This is a genomic window from Streptomyces sp. NPDC027189 (genome assembly GCF_055566975.1).
On record NZ_JBVHRI010000046.1, the window covers coordinates 20,573 to 42,041 of the forward strand.

General features: G+C 67.0%; 15 protein-coding genes and 7 pseudogenes. 11 read left to right on the plus strand and 11 right to left on the minus strand.

Annotation, left to right across the window (positions count from 1 at the left end; translation table 11 throughout):
• The first annotated feature begins 58 nt into the window (after positions 1-58).
• Positions 59-529, plus strand: coding sequence for a DUF4352 domain-containing protein (locus ACZ4RZ_RS47595; protein ID WP_467753854.1), 471 nt, complete (start codon positions 59-61; stop codon positions 527-529).
• A gap of 566 nt (positions 530-1,095) precedes the next feature.
• Here the strand turns inward: ACZ4RZ_RS47595 and ACZ4RZ_RS47600 are convergent.
• The 4 genes from ACZ4RZ_RS47600 to ACZ4RZ_RS47615 all read right to left on the minus strand — a co-directional run bounded on the left by ACZ4RZ_RS47600 (position 1,096) and on the right by ACZ4RZ_RS47615 (position 4,110).
• Positions 1,096-2,115: a DUF6454 family protein gene (locus tag ACZ4RZ_RS47600; protein ID WP_467753855.1), complete on the minus strand. Its 1,020-nt coding sequence runs from the start codon at positions 2,113-2,115 to the stop codon at positions 1,096-1,098.
• Positions 2,116-2,593: 478 nt separating this feature from the next.
• Positions 2,594-2,842, minus strand: a complete 249-nt coding sequence (locus ACZ4RZ_RS47605) for a hypothetical protein (protein WP_467753856.1) — start codon at positions 2,840-2,842, stop codon at positions 2,594-2,596.
• A gap of 107 nt (positions 2,843-2,949) precedes the next feature.
• Entirely contained in the window at positions 2,950-3,459 is a 510-nt protein-coding gene (locus ACZ4RZ_RS47610; protein ID WP_467753857.1) for an aldo/keto reductase, read from the minus strand.
• A 93-nt stretch (positions 3,460-3,552) separates the two neighbouring features.
• Positions 3,553-4,110, minus strand: a complete 558-nt coding sequence (locus ACZ4RZ_RS47615) for a hypothetical protein (protein ID WP_467753858.1) — start codon at positions 4,108-4,110, stop codon at positions 3,553-3,555.
• 101 nt (positions 4,111-4,211) lie between these two features.
• On the opposite strand from ACZ4RZ_RS47615, the gene ACZ4RZ_RS47620 reads away from it, so the two are divergent.
• Together ACZ4RZ_RS47620 and ACZ4RZ_RS47625 are read left to right on the plus strand one after the other, a co-directional pair.
• A complete protein-coding gene (locus ACZ4RZ_RS47620) occupies positions 4,212-4,910 on the plus strand; it encodes a TetR/AcrR family transcriptional regulator (RefSeq protein ID WP_467753859.1) in 699 nt (232 codons plus the stop codon).
• Positions 4,911-5,195: 285 nt separating this feature from the next.
• A pseudogene (locus tag ACZ4RZ_RS47625) lies at positions 5,196-5,534 on the plus strand (transposase family protein); the annotation flags it as partial.
• A gap of 642 nt (positions 5,535-6,176) precedes the next feature.
• Here the strand turns inward: ACZ4RZ_RS47625 and ACZ4RZ_RS47630 are convergent.
• Together ACZ4RZ_RS47630 and ACZ4RZ_RS47635 are read right to left on the minus strand one after the other, a co-directional pair.
• Positions 6,177-6,347: pseudogene (locus tag ACZ4RZ_RS47630) on the minus strand (GNAT family N-acetyltransferase); the annotation flags it as partial.
• Complete coding sequence (locus ACZ4RZ_RS47635; protein WP_467753861.1) at positions 6,310-6,828, minus strand: hypothetical protein; 519 nt, start codon at positions 6,826-6,828, stop codon at positions 6,310-6,312. The gene ACZ4RZ_RS47635 and the pseudogene ACZ4RZ_RS47630, both read right to left, overlap by 38 nt.
• Positions 6,829-7,368: 540 nt before the next feature.
• On the opposite strand from ACZ4RZ_RS47635, the gene ACZ4RZ_RS47640 reads away from it, so the two are divergent.
• Together ACZ4RZ_RS47640 and ACZ4RZ_RS47645 are read left to right on the plus strand one after the other, a co-directional pair.
• The gene (locus ACZ4RZ_RS47640; RefSeq protein WP_467753862.1) at positions 7,369-8,475 is read left to right on the plus strand and encodes a hypothetical protein; all 1,107 of its coding nucleotides are present in this window, start codon (positions 7,369-7,371) and stop codon (positions 8,473-8,475) included.
• A 1,098-nt stretch (positions 8,476-9,573) separates the two neighbouring features.
• Positions 9,574-9,783, plus strand: a pseudogene (locus ACZ4RZ_RS47645) (Mu transposase domain-containing protein); the annotation flags it as partial.
• Between the two features lie 819 nt (positions 9,784-10,602).
• On the opposite strand, the pseudogene ACZ4RZ_RS47650 reads toward ACZ4RZ_RS47645, so the two are convergent.
• Positions 10,603-11,523 (minus strand): annotated as a pseudogene (locus ACZ4RZ_RS47650) (helicase associated domain-containing protein); the annotation flags it as partial.
• The gene (locus tag ACZ4RZ_RS47655; protein ID WP_467753863.1) at positions 11,438-11,827 is read right to left on the minus strand and encodes a hypothetical protein; all 390 of its coding nucleotides are present in this window, start codon (positions 11,825-11,827) and stop codon (positions 11,438-11,440) included. The gene ACZ4RZ_RS47655 and the pseudogene ACZ4RZ_RS47650, both read right to left, overlap by 86 nt.
• Positions 11,828-12,195: 368 nt before the next feature.
• Here ACZ4RZ_RS47655 and ACZ4RZ_RS47660 point away from each other — a divergent pair.
• The 6 genes and pseudogenes from ACZ4RZ_RS47660 to ACZ4RZ_RS47685 all read left to right on the plus strand — a co-directional run.
• A pseudogene (locus ACZ4RZ_RS47660) lies at positions 12,196-12,324 on the plus strand (DUF6009 family protein); the annotation flags it as partial.
• Positions 12,325-13,288: 964 nt separating this feature from the next.
• The gene (locus tag ACZ4RZ_RS47665; protein WP_107308822.1) at positions 13,289-13,486 is read left to right on the plus strand and encodes a hypothetical protein; all 198 of its coding nucleotides are present in this window, start codon (positions 13,289-13,291) and stop codon (positions 13,484-13,486) included.
• Complete coding sequence (locus ACZ4RZ_RS47670) at positions 13,483-14,856, plus strand: HsdM family class I SAM-dependent methyltransferase (protein ID WP_467753864.1); 1,374 nt, start codon at positions 13,483-13,485, stop codon at positions 14,854-14,856. Before ACZ4RZ_RS47665 ends, ACZ4RZ_RS47670 begins: the two co-directional genes overlap by 4 nt.
• On the plus strand, positions 14,853-16,034 hold the full coding sequence (locus ACZ4RZ_RS47675; protein WP_467753865.1) for a restriction endonuclease subunit S domain-containing protein: 1,182 nt from the start codon (positions 14,853-14,855) through the stop codon (positions 16,032-16,034). The genes ACZ4RZ_RS47670 and ACZ4RZ_RS47675 overlap by 4 nt, the downstream gene beginning before the upstream one ends.
• Before the next feature lie 41 nt (positions 16,035-16,075).
• Entirely contained in the window at positions 16,076-17,500 is a 1,425-nt protein-coding gene (locus ACZ4RZ_RS47680; RefSeq protein ID WP_467753866.1) for an N-6 DNA methylase, read from the plus strand.
• A gap of 691 nt (positions 17,501-18,191) precedes the next feature.
• Entirely contained in the window at positions 18,192-18,722 is a 531-nt protein-coding gene (locus tag ACZ4RZ_RS47685) for a GNAT family N-acetyltransferase (RefSeq protein WP_467753868.1), read from the plus strand.
• A 51-nt stretch (positions 18,723-18,773) separates the two neighbouring features.
• Here ACZ4RZ_RS47685 and ACZ4RZ_RS47690 read toward each other — a convergent pair.
• From ACZ4RZ_RS47690 to ACZ4RZ_RS47700, 3 genes and pseudogenes are all read right to left on the minus strand, one after another.
• Positions 18,774-19,360, minus strand: a pseudogene (locus tag ACZ4RZ_RS47690) (ATP-binding protein).
• Between the two features lie 6 nt (positions 19,361-19,366).
• Positions 19,367-19,830, minus strand: a pseudogene (locus ACZ4RZ_RS47695) (IS21 family transposase); the annotation flags it as partial.
• 142 nt (positions 19,831-19,972) lie between these two features.
• Complete coding sequence (locus tag ACZ4RZ_RS47700) at positions 19,973-20,740, minus strand: hypothetical protein (RefSeq protein ID WP_467753869.1); 768 nt, start codon at positions 20,738-20,740, stop codon at positions 19,973-19,975.
• Between the last annotated feature and the right edge of the window lie 729 nt (positions 20,741-21,469).

A 21,469-nucleotide genomic window follows, 5' to 3' on the forward strand; every position in this document is an offset into this window, starting at 1 on the left:
GGGAGAGAGTCACTCGGATGAGGGGGCTGCGAAGCCGTCGGTGTCTGCACAGGGTGTTGTGGAGTCTGACTCGAAGCCGTCGAAGGCGCCGTCCTCGCCGGGGCTCGCCCCGTTGCTGATGGTCGGAACGGTCGGCCCGTTTACGGCCGTGGACGGGTCTGACGAGTCGGTGTCGACGAAGATGCGCGTCAGAGTGCAGTCGGCCAAGTACCTGTCGGCCGCGGAGCTCGGCACATCGCACAAGCCGAAGCACGGGCAGTACCTCGTCCTCACACTCACGATCAAGAACGTCGGGAACGCGACCGGGCGTTTCAGCCCGTACGGCGCGATGAAGTGCCAGGACGACGAGACCGCCGCGCAGGACTGCACGACACGGGAGTCCGTCGACGGACGGGACATCGACACGCAGTACGCGCCGGGCCAGTCCGTGACGGGCAGTGTCGTCCTCGACGTCGTCCGCAGGGGCGGGACGGTGACCTACTTCGACGCCCCGGGGAGACCGTCGTTCACAGTGCTGCTGCCGAATTAGTACTCCAGCAGCGTTTCGCTATTCCTGCTGGTCAGGGGCCTGATTTTGAGTGTAGTGGGCTGAGGGCGGGTCAGGTGCGGGGTTGGCGGATGCGTGTTGCGTACCGGTCCGGCGGAGGTAGTGGCAGTGGCGGGCGACGGCCTGGTGTCGGCGTCTCCATCTCGACCAGCTCATCGCGTGAACGCGTAGGCGGTGCTGGGGAGTTGGGTTTGTCCGGCAAGTTGGCCACCACGACTGGCAAGCGTCCCACCGTCCCCGCCCTTGCCGGCGAGTTCGGGCTGAGCAACACCACCTTCCGCCGCCATTTCCCCGACATCGCTCGGGACATCGCCGAAGCCGCCCGGACCCGCGCACCCACACCTGGCGCCCCCACCACCAGCCACTATGACCTGCTCATCGACCGCAATGCGAAGCTGAAGCGACGCAACAGGGAGCTGACCGCTCACCTCGCGCTCGCCGCCGCAGCCGACTTGCCCCCGTGTACGGCCCTCCCGCGGTCCTTTCGACAACACAGCGGGAGTCCAGCCGTTCTCGGCCACGGATCGCTGATTCCGGGCTCCGACAGGTCAGCCGGCCGGATGCACGCTCGCCTGGTACGTCAGGATCTCGGTGCCGTTGCCTTCGTCGCCGTTGTCGGGGGCGGCCCACATCGTGATCTTGTCGCCGTCGACGGCCAGCTTGAGGGGATTGCGGGTCACCACGTGGCCGGCGGCCGACCACTGCTGGAAGGGCACCTCGTGCAGCACCTCGTGGCTGCGCAGGTCGATCAGGGCCATGCCGCCGAGTTCGTAGGTGGCGCCGGCTCCGCCCGCGGCCGGAGTCTGGGGCAGGTTCGTGACACCGCCGCAGAGCATCTTGCGGTCCGGGACGTACTGGCAGTCCTGATAGTCGATGAAGTGCTGGGGGTTGTCCCAGCTAGTGATCTGCCGGCCCTGCTTGTTCCACTCGTAGAAGCGGCGCGAGCCCCAGTTGTTGCCGATGAGGTGACCGGTGACCGCGTCGCGGACGATACCGCCGATGTGGTCCTTCGCCTCGAACTCCTTGTGGACGTCGAGGGTCTTGAGATCGATGCGGTAGATGATGGAGCTGCTGTTGGGGCGGTACTGGGCCACGGGAACCCACACCGAGCTCCCGTCGGAGTCGATGCCGCCGGGGTGGTACATGTCGCCCTCGCCCAGGACGATGTCCCGTTGCAGGTGTCCCTCGCGGTCCAGCACGAACACGTGGCCGACGCCGCGGCCGGGGGTACGGTCGTAACCGCCCTGCGGGGTGGGGTACTTCTGCGTGGGCTCGATGATCTGGACCGCGGACAGGAAGATGCGGCCGTCGGCCTGGACCATCCCCTCGGTGTGGTAGGTCGGGAAGTTGAGCTTCAGCTTGCCGGCGGGCTGCCAGCTGGTGTTGCGATTGACCGTGTCGAACGCCCGCACCAAGGCGCTGTCCTGCCCGCTCACGGCTGCGACGGACCGCGTCGCGGGTGCGGTGGTGTTCTGGGTCGCGTTGGCCGCAATCGCCACGCCCCCGGCGGCGAGGCATGCGGACAGGGCCGCAGCGGCAGCAATACGGCCGGTCATCGTGTTCTTCATGTCTGCCCCTGATGATGTGTGGCCCCCGAGAACGCAGAAACCGTATGGGGAGGAAATGAATCCGCCAGGTCACAACGGATAACGGACATCGAAAAAACCGATCACCTGACGCCCGCGCCGGATACCTGTCCCATTCACTCTGCAGGACAGCAGGCCATGGACCTGCCGCAACTGAGCTGAGACATCACAATGCGGGGGCGCCCCATCCGTGCGCCCTTGCGCTTGCCTTGCTTCGACTTCGCGTAGTTGTCGAACGCGGCCGACGCGCCTGCCAGGCCGGTGTTGTATGCCTCTTTGGAGTTGGGTGTAGCTCTCCCTGAGTGAGATCGTCGTGGTGGGTTGTTGCTGCCGCGGATCGTTTGCCGGATCGTCGTGTCCAGGGTTCGGGGCTGGGAGGCGGCGATGGTGTCGTGGTTGGAGGAACTGGAGCGGCGGGAGGCTGCTGCACGGGATCGGATCGCTGAACTGCGCGGGCGGATCAAGGAGTTGACGGTCCTTCTGGTCGAGCAGGAAGGGCGGTGTCCCGGTTGGAGATCACGCGGGAGACGATGAGCGAGATCCTGTCCGCAGACGGGTCGGTGACCGGTCCCGAGACCGACGATGGCGGTGCGGCGGAGCCGGCGAACGGGCCGGTGGCCGGGGTGGGGTCGCCGGTGGGGGTGCGGCTGGTGCCGACCTGGTCGGTGGAGTTGGACGCGGGGGTGTTGCCGTCCTCGTACCGGGACATCGTGGAGGTCCTTGGTGACGCGGTGCATCCGATGCGGGCGCACCATCTGTGCGCCGCGCTCGGGTTGTCGACCGACAAGAACAAGGTGGAGGGGTTCCGTTCGAAGCTCAAACGGCTGGTGGAACGGGACTGGATCGCGGAACTGGAGCCGGGGTTGTTCGCCGCGCGAGGCACGCCGATGCCGACGAGGCGTGTGCCGGGGCAGCCGGGGGCAGTAGGCCAGGACGTCGTCCCAGGTGCGCGTGGTCAGGTTGTAGATGTTCTGCACGGCGGCGACTTCGACGATCGCCCGAGCGACCTCGATCTGCTCCACCGCCCAGCCGGCGCAGGCTCATCTCGCACTGGTGGCGCAGAAAGGCGGGACGGCCGAGTGGCACCCATGCGCCGGGCCGTGGTTGCACCTGGCCCACCTTCGTGGCGATTAGCAGGCGGTCGGGGTACGGGTGCAGGGCCTCGCGCAGGATGTCCTCGACGACGCCGAAGCCGTAGGCATCGGCTGTGTCGATGTGATCGACGCCGAGCTCCACCGCTCGCCGGGTCAGCCGGATCGAGTGGTCCCGGTCCGCCGGCGGCCCCCAGACCCCCGGCCCGGCCAGCCTCATGGCGCCGAACGCCATCCGCCGCACCGTCCTGTCGCCGAGCCGGACCCTGTCGGGCACGTCCCGACTCGCGCGCCGCGTCCGGTAGCCGCGATCCTCGGTCGCCGCCGGTCAGCCCCTGCGGGTCGAGCGGGACAGGCGGAACGCCGAGACGAGGAAGAAGATCCCTCCGAGCGTGGCGTAGCCGGCGAGAGTGGTCAGCGAGGGGTCGTCCTGTGAGGCGCTTCGGATGAAGGTCGCGCCGGCCAGCACCGAGATGCCGCCGCTGACGATCATGGCCCACTGGCCGCCCATCGGCCGGCGCGCGACGCCCACGAGGAGCTGGACCAGCCCTGAGGCGACCGCCCACGCGCCCCAGACACGCAGCACGTCGGCGACGCCCGAGGTGCTGGCGACCGCGACGCCGACGGCGGCGAGCGAGCTGACGGCGATGTTGGCGTACAGGCCCTTGACCGGCCCGTCGGCGCGCGCCGACCTGGCATCGACGACGGCCGCGACCACGTCGAAAGCCGGATAGAGGAACAGCAGCAGCTTGGCCGCGACGGTGAGGTCCGAGCCGGACAACAGCAGGAGCACCGCCCACGCGGCGGCGAAGACGAAGCGGATGACGTACAGCCGACGCAGGGCGGGCGTGGCGCCGACGTGCTCGGCGGAGGCGGCGGATGCCATGGGGTTCTCCAGTGAGTGCGGGATAGAGAGAACGCTCTCTCTTGTTTGCAGCCTGGCACACCCCTTCCACGAAAACAAGAGAGAGCGTTCTACCCGCTATCATGGTTGACATGACGCAGACGGAAGCTGGCACAGGCACCGGCAGGAGAGTCTCCGAGGCCCGGGAGCGGCTCCTGAGGACCGCCGGGCAGCTCTTCTACGCGGAGGGCATCCACACAGTGGGCGTCGACCGTCTGGTCGCCGAGTCGAAGGTCACCAACGCCACCTTCTACCGCCACTTCCGCAGCAAGGAAGACCTTGCCGTCGCCTATATCGGAAGCGTCGACCACGCGATCCGCACCCAGATCGGCTCCCTGATGGCCGCGGACGTGCCGACCGACGGCATCCTGCGGGGCATCGGTGCGTCCCTGGTCGAGCAGATCCGCTCGCCCGGTTACCGCGGATGCGCCTTCCTCAACGCGGCAGCGGAATTCCCCGATCCCGACCACCCGGTCCACCGTGCCGTCGTGCAACACCGCGAGTGGTTCCTGGAGACGATCACCGGACTGTTCGCCGAGATCACGGCCGCGCAGGCCGAGCACGCCGGGCGGCACTTCGTCATGCTCCGCGACGGCGCGATGAGCGCCGGCTACCTCGGCGACCCCGTCCTGGCCGGCGAGACCCTGCTGCGCGGCATCGATGGACTGCTGCGGATCCACACCGCCCGTGGGCTCGACGAGCACGCCGCCTCCGCACCCGGCCAGGCGTCCTCGGCGGTCACGACGGTCTCCGACATCGAGTGCTCGCCGGCCAACGCGTAACCGCGGTCGGGGCGCGACCGGCCGCGTTGAGCGCCGAGCGGGCCAAGGCGCGGTCAACTGCCGGAGTTGAAGGCGCGCGAGAGTCCCGGGCTGCGGTGCGGACCGCAGGGTCCAGTTGGGCGGGCTCAACGCGAAACGGATCCCCGGTCGCAAGTTTCGTCACTTCCGGAGGCCGGTTTCGTCGGTACCTCTGACGGCCTGAAGGATCTCACTGCAGGAGAGCTACACCCATTTCCTAATCCTGCCGCGCTCGACCTGCCCCATGCCCTGGTCGAGTGGGTGACCATGCTCATTGTCACCCGCGAGGGTGACCGCTGCTGCAGGCCGGCCGCCGCACTGGCGTGCCGCGGCCGGCCTGGTGTACCTGCGCCGGCACGACACCCTCGCGCAGATCGCGGCCGGCTTCGGGTATCTGCGTCGGCAACCGCACACGCCTACCCGGGCGCGGTGATCGGCCTGCTCGCCGACCGCGCGGCCGGTCTGCTGTGTGCCCTGCGCGAAGCCGACCCCGACTACGTCCTGCTGGATGGCAACCTCGCCGAGTGCGACCGGGTCGGCGACGGCCGCGCCGACGACCTTCGCAAGCAGCGACGACCAGACGGCGCTCATGGTGCAGATACCGAAGGACACGGTCGCCGCTGGAAGTCCCCGAAGAGTGCGCGCCGTTCGGGATCGATGATCCGTCCGGGCCTGGGGGGACGCCGGGCAAGTCCAAGTACGTCTGCGGCCGCCGACCACACCATCGACGTCGGCGAGTCCCTCTCCTTCACCTTCATGCGGGACATCGAGGACGACGCACAGACCACCACCAGCGAGGTGAAGGCGACCTCCGTCTACGACATCCACCCGGCCTTCGACAAGAACCCCGCCACCGGCAAGGCCCAGATCTGCATCGCCATCCCCACCGACAACGAGCCCGCACCCGCCACCTCCGGCGGCGGCTCGACGGACGGCGGCTTCGCCAGCACGGGCAGCACCGGCTCCACGTCGGCCGGCACCTCGACCGGCGGCTCCACCGGTTCCCTCGACGGCAACCTGGCGAGCACCGGCTCCGACGGCACCGCGCTCATCGCTGGCGCCGCGGCCGCCCCTCGGCGGTGGCCTGGTCCTGGCCGTACGCCGCCGTCGCGCGACCGTCACGTCTTCTTGACGACGCCCTGTCCCTAAGGCCGACAGCCAGAGGTGCCCGGCCGGTCCGGTCTCAGGGGTACGGGTCGTCCGCGCGACATGCGCCCGGAGAAGGCGCGGCGGGTTGTCGAACCCGTGGCGGGCGTACGCCGGGATCGCCCGAGGCGATGAGTGGACGGTGACCCGCTCCAGCCCGAGGTCCTTCGCCCTGGCCAGGGTCTCGGTGATCAGCCGCCCGCCCAGCCCCGCGTAGCGCGCCTCGGGGACGACGTCACTTGTTGCGCCGGTCGATCTCCGTTTGCACCGCATCGATCGCGACCCGGATCTCCGTGATTGAGGCCCCCTGCTGCCGGGACAGGGTCAACAGTTCCTCCAGCGTGATCCGTTTGTTGGACAGCTTCTTGGTGAAGCAGTCCGGCAGAACTGTCTTCTGGTAGACGTCGATGCGCGCCACGATGTCGCCGAAGCGGAGGTCGGGGGAGCGCCGCTCCGCCTGCTTGACCCGCGTGCGCAGCTCGTTGAGGGAGCCCAGGTCAGGCTTCTGGGCTGGCGTGTCTGCCAGCTTGTCCAGGACGACGGCGACTTCATCGAGCAGGTTGTAGTCGGGCTTGAGCCGTTCAGCCTTCTCTGCCGTCCTGCGCTTGCGCAGCTTGTAGACAGTGAAGCTGATCGACACTACGAGGCCAACCAGGCTGATGACGGCAGCCCATGTCCAGGTACTGCTGAAACCTTCTTGGGGAGCGTTACTGCCCAGCATCACCCGGATGCATGGACGATACGCGTTCTTCACCAGTTGGGAAGCAATGCAGGGCACTATGAGTTGTCCTTGGGGAGAACAGGGCCTCGCCAGGGCTCCGCCAAGAGCTTCCCCGACGAGGCCGTCGACAGGTTCTCACTGCACCGCACAGCCGGTGCAGAACAGTGGCCCCGGACCCGATTGCGGTCCGGGGCCACAGCGTTGTTGCATGCTTCCCCACGGCTGCGCTCTGGCGCGCTTCTTGTGAGAGGTGCCAGATACGGGAGTGCGAAGTACGCAGACTGCCTCGCTGTGGCGGAGGCACATCTCCAGTCAAGGCCGGTGAGATCTTCATTCCAAACCGCGATAAAGCAGGCCGATGAACGACGAAGAATCTTGACTCGGGACCTTGCACATGTTGCGTGCAGATAGTTTCTGATTCTTCATTCTTCTTCGTCCGCCTGCTTGAACAACTCCTGCAGGGCGGCGTGTTCAGCAGTCGCAACCTGCCGGATGGAGATCAACTAGATTATTTCGGCCGCGGACCGAAAGAATGGCGCGACTGCCGAGGGGGCGGTGTGAGGGGGGTGCTCCATGGGGCGCAGAATCAGTGCCTTGCAGGACGATGGACGGCCCTTGACCGGGTTTGCGCTCAGCTTGCGGGGCCTCTGGGACGAGGCGGGCGCTCCGGCGACCATGAAGGAACTGGCCGCCAGAGCCGGCTACCCGCAGCCTCGTTTATCGGAGTTGTTCAACGCCAAGAAGGTGCCGTCTGACGAGCTCCTTGGCGACGTGGTCCAGGCGCTCAAAGGGGACTCCGCAGTCTGGCTGGTCAGACTCAAGGCGCTGCGGGTTGCCGAAGAGAAGTACGAAGCGGCCGCTGCGCGGCAGGGTGACTCACTCGAAGCCAGGCTCGCGCGCCTGGAAGAGGAGAACAAAAGGCTGCTGGCCCTGACGTCCCATCCCGAGTCCGTTATTGCGCAGGCGAAGGCGGCCGACGAGGCAGCCGCCGCCCGAGCCCTGGGAGCATCGAACCTTGAGGCTCAGGCGCGCGCACTGCTGACGGAGGCCATCGACCAGTTTCGGCAGCTGCATGAGCGGATGCCTATCGTTCAGAGACAAGCCGATTCAATCATCGCCGACGCGCGGGCCGTAGCAGACCGATGCCTGCTCGATGGACGCACGCAACAGGAAAGGATCGTCCAGGAGGCCAACGACCGGGCCGAATCGATCATCCGTAAGTCCCTGCAAGAGGCGAGCGCACTCAAGCAGCGCACCATCCGGGAGACGAAGGTGCAGCGTGAGAAGGCGGCCGCATCGGTGGATCGGCTCCTCAAGGGGGCCGACCAACTCCGCAGTGAAGCTGAACAGCTCTTGCAGCAGGCCGAGACGCGGCGCTCGAACATGGAGACGCGAGCCAAGATCGAGATCGAGAGAATCGTTCAAGAAGCCCTGAAGAGACTAGAAGCCGCAGGAGCCGCTAGAGAGGTTGAGATGCTCGAATTACTCCTGCTGGATTTCAACATCAACGACAGTCATACGCACGTGAGAGGACGTCACGCACGCAGGCCTGCGCCCAGCATCCCCTCTCCCTCCCCGGATGCCAGAGCTGCCACTTCTCAGCCGCAGGGAGCACCCGTCGAACCCCACCCAGTGCGACGCTGGAGCCCACGGTGGGGCTTCCCGCCGCAAAGAAACTGATGCCGACGGACCCGGACTACGTCGGCAGGGCCGGATAACGCAGGAGGCTCGCCCAGAGATCTGCCCTCGCCGCGATGTAGGTGGAGGCTGATGGGGCTCGTTGAAAACGGCCACTGGGTGCTCTGAGGTGGGGGCAAACCCGCTCTGTTGATCTCCCCACCCATCGTGTGATCTTGCTCGGTGTGTCGGAGTGTGTGGGTGTTCGACGGGAGAGCCTGCGTGCGCATGAAGTACGGCCTGTTCGGGGGCCTGAATGCTCACGCAGGAGGAAGACGTGGACGCTCATGCTCTGCGTCGGCAGGGCTGGACGATCTCAGCGATCGCTCGGCATCTAGGCCGTGACCGCAAGACGATCCGTGCCTATCTGAACGGCGAACAGGTCCCTGGGCAGCGACGTCAGAGCACGGACGCGTTCGTGCCGTACTTGGAGTACTGCAGGCAGCGGCTGGCCGATGATCCGCATCTGTGGGCGTCGACGCTGTTCGACGAGGTCACCGGCCTGGGATACGAGGGCGGCTACTCGACGTTCACCCGTGCCCTTCGCCGGTATCAGGCCCGGCCGCACTGCGAGCCGTGTCACGCGGCGACGGGCCGCAACGTCGCGGTGATCGCGCATCCGCCGGGTGAGGAAATCCAGTTCGACTGGCTGGAGTTGCCGGACGCGCCCGACGGGTGGGGAGTGGGCGAGCACGCCCATCTGCTGGTCGGGGCACTCGCGCACTCGGGCCGGTGGCGGGCGGTGCTCGCGGAGTCCGAGGACTTCCCCCATCTGGTCCGGGCCCTCGATCAGGTGGTGCGCAAGCTGGGCGGCACCGCCAGGCGGTGGCGCTTCGACCGGATGGCAACGGTTGCTATCCCTCCAGCGGCCAGGTCACCGCGCCCTTCGGGGCGGTCGCGAAGTACTACGGAGTCGGAGTGGACATCTGTCCGCCGCGCCGCGGCAACCGCAAGGGCGTGGTGGAGAAGGCCAACCACTCGGCCGCGCAACGCTGGTGGCGCACGGTTCCCGACGCGCTGAGCGTGATCCAGGCTCAGTCCGGGATCGACAAGCTGGCCGTCCGGATGGACGACCGTCGCCGGGTCGTCGCCGGAATCAAGATGACAGTGGGTGAACTCGCCGACTGTGAACCGCTGTTGGACATCCCGGTGCGTCCGTTCCCGGCCGAGCTGGAGGCCGAGCGGACGGTCAGCCCGCAGTGCCTGGTGTCCTTCGACGGGAATCTGTACTCGGTGCCGCCGGGTCTGCCCGGCGCCCAGGTCCGGGTCCTGCACAGGCTCGGTGAGGACCATCTGAGCATCGCCACCGCCGGCCGGGCAGTCATCGCCCGCCACCGCCGGGCGCCTCGCGGAGCCGGGCAGACAGTGCGGGACGCCGGGCACGTGATCGCGCTGGAACGCGAGGTGCTGGCTGCCTTCTCCGACCGGGCTCCGTGCAAGAACAAGGTCCGCCGCCCGCCGTCGCAGGCCGCTCTCGCGGAGGCCGAGCGGCTGCGCGGGCAGCAGGCCGCGGGTGACCCGGCCGAACGGGTCGTGATCGACCTGTCCCGCGAGTGGGGCGGCAGCAGCAAGGGCTACTGGCGGATCGCGGGCTCTGGCGTCCTCAACCAGGCACTGCCCAACACTGTCCGCCCGGCGCCGGGCGTTGTCGAGGACCATGCCGAGTTTCACTGCCAGGCCCTCCACCGCAGCGTCCTGACGGCCCGCCAGACCGTTGTCCGGGTCCAGTTGCTCAACGTGCTTCCTGGGTACGTTGAGGTTGCCCTCACGGGCACGGTACTGCCGTGCCGCGCGCAGGTTGAGCACCCATTTGTCGTCCTGCGTACGGCGGACGGGCCGCTCATCCTCCCCGGCCGCCTCAAGGCCGAGGACGTGTCCAAGCAGCCACTGCTGAGCGGGCAGGAGCGTGTCCCAGCCGAGCCGGCACGACTGGACCCAGCGGCCCAAGTCCTCGCCCTGCACCAGGACTTCACCCGGCGCCATCGGCACCGCCCCACCGCCCTGGACCTGGGCTTGGGCGAGGCGGAAGCAGCGCTGCCACCCCGTGCCCCAGACCGGGCACCAGCCAGCGTCGATCTCCTCCAGCGCATCCCGCCGCGCCTCGGTGAGCGCCTTGGCGCCCGATTCCACGGGAAGGCCGGCCCCGCGGCGTTCAGCGATGCTCTCCGCCAGCCTGGCCGCGGTCCGCTGGTTCTTCGCCCAGATCCCGACCGGGTATCCGTCCCAGACGGCGGTTGCCGGCGGGAGGAAGTGCCCGTGCACCGCAGCCCAGGCGCGGGCTGCGGTGAGCCCTTCCTCGAACGCGACGTCCTGGTGCGACCACACCATCCCCAGCCCGTCCAGCTCAGCAACCCGCGCCGCGGCAAGGTGCCCGGCCTTGTTGAAGCGCCGCTGATCGGCCAGCCATGTCCCCAGCGGAAACCCGGCAGGCGCCCAGTCCGCCGGGGTGACGAAGTCGTACGGCACTCGCAGCTGCCCCGCTCCGCACTCCTTCACGTACCGCGCGCAGGCCTCGATCCCGCGCCGCCAGAAGCTGTTCTCCGGCTCCAGCACCCGCAGCTTCACGAACCGAGCCAGCTGCGCCGGATCCCGCGGCGTGCTGAACTTCAGCAGCTCCCGAGCGGGCGCACTCGGCACCCGCTCACCCTCCGGCTGCTCCTGGCCGTCGCCGCCCGGTGCGCCTTCCCCTTCGCTCTCGTCCGGCTCGTAACTGCCGCTGCGGGAGCGGGGGTCGGCGAGGGCCTCGATGGTGTCGGTGTCGTGCGCGCGGAGCGCTTCGAGGATCTTCGCCAGGGTGCTGTATCCGTTGGAGGTCAGCATTTCGTCCGGGCTTTCACCCGGAGCAAGGAATACCGGAACGATCAGCGAGGCAATTTTCCCTTCACCGGGCTTCATCCGGAGTGCGCGGCCGACCATTTGCACAATGTCGACCATCGACCCCCGCGCGTCACAAAAAGCGACGGAATCACAATTCGCCGTATCGACACCTTCGCCCAACACCTTCACGGAGCTCAGCACGCAGCGCGGCCAGCCGCAGCCCCCGCCCGTCACCGTCGCCGTCCTCAATGACGTCGGAGGCGAACTCTGCGAGCACGGCTCGCCGGTGGCCGGGAGAGTGCTCGCCGTACAGCCAGTCCGCCCAGACCCGCTCCGGCTGTGGGAACCGCCGCGGATCGTCCTCCCACAGCCGCCCGGCGACGTCGACGAAACCGGTGGCCGTGGCCTCGGCCTCGCTGACCCTGCTGTGGAACGTCAGCATCTTCCGCAGCCCCTCCTGCGCCGCCGCCGTCAACACGCCCGTCTGCAGAGCAGCCAGCCGCGCCCCACGCGCCGCGTCCGAACCGGTGCCGGCCACTTGCGCATCGTGGAGATCAGGGTCGGTGATGTCCGCGCCCGGTGATCATGGTTGGTTGTTAGGTCTCTGAGCTGGGGTGTTCAGTTGGCTGGTTGATGCTGGGGGTTCGTTGTGTCCGGGGTGTCTGCGGTCGGAGGGGGCGGTGGTTGTGGTGTTGACGTGGGGTTTTGAAGTGCTTGGTGGCGGTTGGTCCAGTTCTTCGGTTGCCTGTTCATGTTCGTTGGGCTGCTGGTAGGGGTGTCTTCCGAGGGTGGCCAGGAGCTGTTGTTGGCCGGGGTTCAGGGTGTGCCAGGTGCGGTGTTGGGTGGCGAGCCATCGCCGTAACTGGGGTGGGGGTGGCTGGTGTTGGGCTTCGAGGGCGCCAAGTCGGGTCCCCCGCAGAGGCCGTCGACCCGCGCACCCTCGCGGCTGGCACCAAGGGCTACAAGACGGAACGCTCCGAAGGCGGTCCACCTTCCAGCGCGATGCGGGAGTTGGGCATAACGCTGCCGCTCTGACCGGGCAGCAAGAGATGCCCAGCATTGCCGCCGGTTGTTTCAGCAGCAGCGTTTCTCCGGAACTTTGGGCAATACATGGCGGTCAATGGGCTCGGGCATGTTCACGAGAAATGACGTCAGTGCATGGGCCGACCCGCGCCCATGCGGGCGGCAAGCCGTCGAAGCGGGGCAGATTGAGGTCAGCCAGCTTTGGCGGCGTCGAGATGGCGGGTGTCACGGAGTCTGACGACTTGGCGGTTGTGGAAGAAGTCGTCTTCGCGCAGCGTGGTGATGCTGCCGGGTCCGGGCCGCAGGGCCCGCACATCTGGCGGCGAGTCGTACGTGACGACGTCGCATGGTCTGGTGGTTGAGGTGCTGGCAGGTACAACCCGTCATGCCGTGGTGACCGTGACGCGCGTCCGGTAGCTGCAATCGGCCCCGCGGCGCCCTCACCGGCCAGACACCCTACGAACGACTTCGCCAGAAGACTCAGAACCCACTGTCATAGGCGTCCGTCAGCTGCACACGTCAGAGGCCGCCCTCCTCTCCGTCACCGGCCGGCATGGGCATGTGTCCTTCTGCCTGATGTCGTTCTTGAAGGACGCGCACGAGACCGCGGCGTCCTACGCGGTTCTGGCCCCCGTCTACCTATTCCGGTACGTGGTCTGCAGAGTTATCTGGCACAGATCCGGCCCTGATCGCGGTGAGCCGAACGCGTTCACCTCCCCGGCGTGTGCCGTCGAGCGCCGGCAGAGGGGATGTGCGCACATCTGAGCTTCACGTGGCGGCCGTGCCTGGGGGAGGCAGAAGAAGACCAGCTGACAGGCTCAAAGATGCGTGACGGGCCAGCGGTGGGGAGGGTTCTGGCGGCCGTGCGCGGAAAAGCAGAATTTCATGCTGCTGGAGTGGCGTGAGGCGCAGCTACTACGTTCACTGCGGCGGAACGGTCCGCCGAACCCCCCTGAATCCTGACGGGAGTTGGAACGTGCTGTCACGACAGCAGAAGAAGCTGCTGATCCTGAGTGTGATCGTCCTCGCCTCGGTCGTGGTCGGTCTGGTCGCCGGCATGGTCGAGTACGCGGACGCGGGCCGGCTGCCGGCCGCGGTCAAGTACGGCGGCGGCGCTTTCACAGGTTCCGTGCTGCTGGGCCTGGCCATGGGGACCTGGTTGGGCCGGTCATGAGTGGGGCCGGCATCGCCCAGGACCCTGCAACGTTCCATCGCGTCTGGCGGGTTTTGGACGAGCTGAGCGACATCAGCAACGCCGATGTGGCGTACCGCCAGGCTCTCCAGCTGGTGTATATGCGGTGCAGGGCACAGGCCGGCTGGGCACAGATCGTCGATCGTCGCTCGGGATCTGCCGGCGACGTCCTGGCGCGCGTGTGGCCGCGCACCCGCGTCGCGCAGACCTACGGCATCGCCTCATCGCACCGTTCCAGAGTGCAGCAGGTCGGCGCCCACGCCGACCGTGTCCTGGACCGGCTGGCCGTGGAAATCGAGCGGCTGGACAGCGCCGCGGGCCTGTTCGCCCTTGGCGTCGACCGCTACTCCGCGCTCGACGCCAAGGGCGGCAACTACTTCACCTCCCGCCATCTGGCCGACCTGTTCGCGGGACTGGGCCATCCCCGGGGGGGCGAGACCGTGCGAGATCCGGTGTGCGGCAGCGGCCGCCTCCTGTGCGCCGCGGCACAGCGAGTGCCCGCGCACGACGGCAGTCCCTTGGACCTTCACGGGTCGGACATCCGACCCGAGGCGCGCTGGGTGGCGGCGATGAACCTGGCTTTCCACCATCTGCCCGCGGATCTGGGCGATGGCCCCGTGGACAGCCTGCGCGCCGGGCCAGGCCGGAGGCCGGCCGATCTGGTGCTGGCCAATCCTCCAGTGAACATGAAGGGATGGGGCAGGGCGGAACTGCGGGACGATCCGCGATGGAGCCTGGGCCTGCCGCCGAGCAGCAACGGGAACTTCGCCTGGGTCCAGCACATCCTGGCAGACCTCACTGCCAACGGCAGGGCCGTCGTCCTGCTCGCCTCGAGCGCCGTTCACAACACCAACTCCGACGATGCGCGCATCCGCCAAGCGCTGGTGGAACAGGGCCTGGTGGCGGGCATCGTGGAGTTGCCTAACTGGCTGTTCCCGCACACCCGCAGTGGCACGGCGTTGTGGCTGCTGGCCAAGGGGCCCAGGCCGCATCCCGGCGAGATCCTGTTCGCCGACGCCCGGCGCCTGGGCACCCGCAGAGAGCCCGCGGGCCGGATGTTCGTGGACGAGGACCTCGACCGACTCATCCGCGTCTTCGCCGTGTGGCGCGGCCTGCAGCCCGGCGGCCGCGACGACGACCCCGAGACGGCCCCGTGGGTCAGCGCCGTGCCCGTCGGCCAACTCGCCGCCGAAAACTACGACCTGACCCCCACCCACTACACCCAACCCCGCCGGACCGCCCCGATCACAGTTGATGGCCGGCGCAGCCGCAAGGAGATGCTGTACGAGCGGCTCGACCACACCGCCGAGGCCACGCAGCGCCTGCGCAGCGCACTGGAGGCGCGCTCATGAGCCAGGTGCGCCATGATCTCGAAGAACTCGGGCCGACCCAGCCGTTGGAGGACATCCCCGGCATCCAGTCGATCGCCTACGGCGCTGTGAGACCGGAACCCGACCCGCAGGGTGTGCCCATGATCGGCGCAACAGAGATCATCGAGGGAGACGTGATCGACACGGTGCCCCGCCGCATCGCGCCGCGGGTCGCCGACCGGCACCCGCGCACCCGGCTTGAGGAGGGTGATCTCCTGGTGGTCCTCGTCGGGCGCGTGGGGGAGACGGCCGTGGCCGCGCAGCGTCATGCAGGCTGGAACGTTGCCCGGTCCGTCGCCGTCATCCGCTGTACACCGCAGTCCCGGGCCGAGGGCGTAGACGTATGGCTGCGCTGGTGGTTGAAAACCCCGCACAGCCGCAGGTACTTGCAGGCGTCCTCGACCAACTCCGAGCACGTGACCCTCCCGCTCCTGGCCCTCAGGCGCCTGCCTGTCTGGCTGTCGTCTGAGGGAGCCGTGCGTACCCGGCATCTGCGCACCATCACCCTCGCCGAACGTCGACTGGCTCTCAACGCCAGGATCGCCCGCTGCGCCACCGAGCTCGCCGATGTGCACTTCACTCGGGCCTTCCACGGCCCGGCACACGCCCTTCTCACCCGTCCGGTCGGGGAGACAGGACGCATTGTCACCGGCTCCGCCCGCTGCACTGCGGCGGAACACCTGCAGGAGGTCCCGTTCGCCGCCGCCAAGGAGGTGCTCAACAGCCGCACCGTCCACCTGCAGGAAACAGCCGCGCACACCTGGGTCCCGCCAGAAGAGGTGTGCCCGCCGGGAACCCTCCTCGTCGCCCCCCGGCCAGGCGAAGTACGCACCGTGCTGACCCTCACCCCTGTGGTCCCCGGTCGCGGAGCCCTCGCGATCTGTACCGAGACAGTGTCCACCCGTATGTGGCTGCTGCACGCCCTGCGCGCGGCGAGCCGGGAACTGGTGGCGACCGCGCAAGGGGAAGCCGCCCGTGCGATGCGCCGCAAGGACTTCGCCCGGTTCCCGATCCCCTGGCCGTCGCAGGAGATCAGAGAGGACTTCGCCCGCCTCGCCGCCCCACTGCACGATGTGGTGCGCGCGGTGACCGCAGAGAAGAGTGCACTACACGACGTCGTCACGGGTGAGATGACCGCCCGCAGTGAGAGGGACCGGTGAGCATGCACCCGCGCGAGAAGAATCAGAGGACGGCGCTCGAGGTGGCGTGGAAGGCAGCGGATCACCTGCGCGGCTCGATCGACGCGACGCGTTATAAGAACACTCTCCTTCCCCTTCTGTATCTGCGTCATCTGTCAGCCCAGGCCGTGGAGGCCGACGGGAGGCAGCTCCCGCTGGCCGCCCAATGGGACACGCTCACCCAGCGGATCAGCGCGGCGGGCAGTGACGCGGCAGCGGTGCTCAACGAGGCCTTCGTCGAGCTGATGCGCATGCACCGCGACCTCACCGATGCGTTTGCCCCCGCCGAAGCCCTCCTCGAGGGGCTCAGTCCTCAGCAAGTCGCCGACCTGTTCGCCCTTTTGCACAACAAATGGCCCGCAGCGGACGAGGAGCCCGATGCCGCTGGCGCGATGTTCACCTTCCTCAACGCACGCTTCGCCGCCGACGAAGGACGGAGGGGAGGGGACTTCCACACTCCCCATAGTGTGGCCCGGCTGCTGGTCGACGCGCTGCAGCCCTGGAAGGGGTGCGTGTATGACCCGTGCTGCGGTCTGGGCGGACTGCTCGTAGAAGCAGCCATGTCCGCGACGGCCGAGGGAAAGTCGCCCGCCGACCTCGTGCTCTTCGGTCAGGAACTCAACGCGGACACGGCCCGGCTTGCGCGCATGAACCTCAGTGTCCACGGCCTCGGCACAGCGGGCATCCACCGCACGGACACGCTCGAGCACGATCTCCTGCCGACCGTCGAGGCTGATGTTGTGCTCGCTCGTCCCCCCTTCAGCCTCAAGTGGCACCCCCAAGCGATGGACCCCCGCTGGAGGTACGGGGTTCCTCCGCGGTCCAACGCCGACTTTGCCTGGCTGCAGCACGCACTGCACAAACTCAGTGCCCAGGGAAGCGCCGGCGTCATTCTGGGAGCCGGATCGATGTTCAGGGGCGCCGCCGAGGCCGCGATTCGCAAAGCCATGGTGGAGGACGACGTCGTCGCGTGCATCGTCGCCCTTCCCGGACAGTTGTTTACGGCCACAGCAATCCCGTCCTGTGCCTGGTTCTTGACCAAGGACAAGTCATCCCGCGGTGGACAGGACTTGGCCGACCGACGCGGCGAGACCCTGTTCATCGACGCCAGAGAGCTGGGCTTCATGGCAGGCCGGGCCCACCGCGTCCTGTCCGACGGCGACCTGGACAGCATCACCGGCACGTACCGCGCCTGGCGCGGCACGCATCCGGCGGCCTCCGAGTACCGCGACATTCCCGGCTTCTGCCGCGCCGTCAGCACGGACGACATCCGCAAACAGGGATACAACCTGGCCCCCGGCAGGTACGTGGGCAGCGCGGCCGACGAATCCGGCAGCGCCGCGCAGTCCGTGCACGACACCGTCGGCGAACTCACCGGCGAACTCCTCGACCTGCTGACCCAGGCCGAGTTGGCCGGGGACATGCTGCGCCGGCACCTCGACTCCTGAGTTGGGCGGGCGGGAGGTCTATTCCAGGGAGCGCAGTGTGCGGGTGGCGTCGTCGTGGATGGTCCAGCCCTGACGGGTGCTGCCGTGGCTGGCTCGTCTGTCGGCTGTCATAGGAGCAGGGCTCGGGCGTTGTGGCTTCGTTCACGTTCAGCAGCAGCGTTTGGCGATGAGTTTCAGCAGAACAGAAGAAAGAGAGGTGAGAGGACGGCGGGCGAGGAGGGCGGACGGCGCGCGGCCGGGGGATCGGGGCGGACCGGTGTCTGTTGCGCGTCGGCGGGGCCTCCGCGCTCGCTCCGGGCAAGCCGGCGTACCAGACGAAAGGAAGGTCGGCGGGCGTCGGGTGCGAGTGTCAGGGCGTAGTGCCGGAGCCTGCAGTGCGCGGGGCCTCGGAGACGGAGGGGGCACGCTGATGGCTGGCCGCCTGGGTGCTATGCCGGACAGATGGCGTCCTTGGGACGGTGCGCTGTACTCGCCGTGCTGGCTTTGTTCACGTTCAGCAGCAGCGTTTGTCGATCGGTCTGAACAGCGGTTGGTGATCAGCGGGCCAGTGGATGTTCACGAGAAATGACGTCACCTGGACCGGCGTTGCTCGTCGTCCGGAAGGAGTGATGGGTGCGGGGTGGTGCTCGAAACTCAGGTGCGGACCGGTCTGGAACCTCGGCAGGATGGGTGGATGGAGCAACCTCTTGACGTGCCTGAACTCGCCGCTGGTGGTGGACTCGCGCTTCGTCCGTGGCGCCTTTCAGACCTTCCGCTGGTCCGTGAGGCGTCGGAAGATGACTACATTCCGTTGATCACGACGGTGCCGTCGTCCTATTCAGAGCCGGCGGGCGTCGCGTTCATCGAACGGCAGTGGGGCCGGGCGACCACAAGGGCTGGGTATACGTTCGTCATCGTGACCCCTGACTGTCGACCGGTCGGCCAGGTGGGGCTGTGGCTGAGGGACCTGGAACAGGGCCGTGCGTCGCTGGGCTACTGGGTCGTCAAGTCGGCGCGTGGTCAGGGTGCCGCCGTAGCTGCCGTCGACGCAGTGGTCGGCTGGGCCCTGTGTGATTTGCGGATTCCCCGACTTGAACTGTGGGTGGAGCCGTGGAACACGGCCTCCGTGCGTACTGCCGAGCGTGCTGGGTTCCAACGTGAGGGACTGCTGCGGAAGTGGCAGCAGGTCGGGGACGAACGCCGGGACATGTTCATGTACTCGCTGCTGAATGACGAGCTGTGACGTCGTTGATCCTGCTGCCGTGCCAGCAGGATCAACGCGCTGGCAGCAGGGTCAACCGGTCTTGGCAGGGGCTTCGGCGCGAGCTCGGGTGCTCGCGAGGCGGTAGGAGTCGGTGCCAGTCTCGATGATCGTGCCGTTGAAGGTGAGCCGGTCGACGATGGCCGCGCAGAGTCGCGGGTCGGTGAACGTTTTCGTCCAGCCGAAGCTCTCGTTCGAGGCGATGGCGACGCTGTTCTTCTCCTCGCGCTCGGTCAGCACCTGGAAGAGCAACTCGGCGCCGTGGCGGACGAGTTCCATGTATCCCAGCTCGTCGATGCACAAAAGATCGACGCGTCCGTAGCGGGCGATGGTCTTGTTCAGCTGCTTCTCGTCGGCGGCTTCGACGAGCTCGTTGACCAGCTTCGCGGCCAGTGTGTACTTCACCCGGAAGCCTCGGACCGGCGGCGGGCCCGGTCGTCGCACTCGGCCATCAGCAGCTCGGCGAGGAATCCGCGGTAGGTCATCTGCTCGCGTTCGGCGGTCGCGGCCACGTCGGGGAACTCCGCGCGGATCGTCGGCAGCCGCAGTGCCCGGCAGGCGGTGTCGATCGCGACGTCGGCGGCCTGCTCGGTCATGCCCCGATGGCGGTTGCTGGTCATCCCATCTCACCCCTGTGGCCTGCGGCGATGCCGCAGTAACTGGTCGTAGGCCGCAACCGACGGAAGCGGTCGGGTATCGGCCGGCAGACGAGCCAGCCGCCGCAGCGTCAGCGACGTCACCTGCGGTTGTTTCGGCAGTGAGGACTGCGGGCCGGCGAACGTGTCCAGACCGTCGAAGACCAGTCCGGGCTGGGAATCGGCGGCTTTGCGGGCCTCCAGGGCGACCGCGTCCGCGGTCAGAGCACCCGCCCGAAGTGCGGCGGCGATCCCGGCGACGACGTCGCTGTGGTCCAGGTGACGGTGCAGCAGCAGGACCTCTATCAGCGCGCGAGTGCCCGAGGCGTCACCGTGGGCCTTGCGGGCCGCGGCCCACCATGCTTCGTGGACGGGGTGAACCGTCCCGCCTGCTGGGCCTGTTCCAGCACAGTCGCGCCCGGCAAGGCACCGGGCTTGCGGACCAGCGCCTCCAGATTTCGGCGTCCCGCTCCGGACGCTGACACGTAACTGCTTGGATATCGCCGCCGAACTCATCCGCGCCCATGCCAACTGCCGCGGCCAGGTGCACCGCCGCTATGCCACAGCCATGCGTTGCCAGCGACCGTATTAGCGCGGTCACGGTGACACACGAGGGTCCCCCCAGGCGATCGCGGTACTGCAAGCGTATTCGGCTGGCCCCAGCCACACACCAGTCGTGCCGGAAGGGAGCTCTTCCTCTAGAAGGATGCCCTTTTTCTGTGTGGGCAGTTTGACCTTGTCTAGCCGTGACCAGGTCGACTCCTCGGTTGGGTCGGGCTCATCTGTCGCATATACCACGACCGATACGCCATCCCGATAGGAACTGTCATCGTCATACCCGACGGTGACTGATAGCTTGCGATATCCTTCGGGTAGTCCGGTGATCACCGGATAATCAAAGCAGATGCTCTGCCTAAACGAGTGTGGATACCTTTTACCACCGATAAAGGCCAGGCCCTTCTCGGAGTTGTCGGGTACTTTCGGATCCAGTTCGGTGAGATAGGCAGGTTCCGGTTCTGGCGATTGCGAAGCGGGAGGATCGCTCGTCGCTGTTTCCATTGGAGTCTCGCTGGACGGTTCACCACCGGGCAGGGCGTCCGACGAATCTGTTGAAGAAGGATGCGCGGAAGGCTTCGTCTGAGGTGGAGAGGTATTTAATGACGGAACGAAGAGGAGCACTAGTGAAGCGAGCATGCACAGAACTCCAATCGCGCCCAGTAACACCCGCATGCCCTTGGGTAGGGGACCGTTAAGTCTTACGCTTCCAATATCAATCTTCCCGTTAGATACAATAAGGATAAGGATTCCCAAGCCAGCCAGACCCAAGGTCACCGCACCACTCACAGTGGCACTGTTGATGTTCACGATCTTTCCTCCCCCGACGGAACAACCGAGCGCATACAAGTCTTTATCTTGACAAGATAGCAATCTCCGGGGGAGAGATATGGCAAAGCTGCTGCAGTCAGGTCACAGTTAGACTACTGGGCGTCAGATATCGAAATAGTTTGACCAGTTGCGTACGGCTTCGGTAAAGGTGTTTGGCGCAGCTGGTCATGGTGATTGTCGCCGGAGTCAGCTCACGTCAGTATAAGCCTGGGGAAACGATGCTCTAGACACCACCCTGAATCAGAGACCTGAAACATGGCCGGCGCTTAGGTTTGGGAATTGACTGGCTTTCAAGAGAGAAGAAAACCCTAGGCATGGAATGAGGGACTGCAATTGAGGAGAAGTGTCTAGGAATTGACGAGGCGTTAGAGAGGGGCCGGGTGAAGACGATCACTAAGAACTGATCGTGCGTATTGGGAATCGTCCGTTCTGGGGGTACGATTCCCAATGCACAAAACCGCGCCATGATTCCCCGTCATTTCCGAATCCTCAGGAATGGAAATGACGGGGAGTCAGAAGAGGGAAACGGGCGACCGCCCCTCTAGCCGGCTGCTTTTAGGAATTCGCGGAGCGAATTTCTTCGGGTTGAATTGCGGAGCAATTCGACTGTCCGTTACGGAGTGACGGACCATCAATTTCCTTGCGGAGCAAGGAAATTGTCCCGCCGCGTAGCGGCGGCGCGTCGTGTCTGCGGAGCAGACCGCGCGC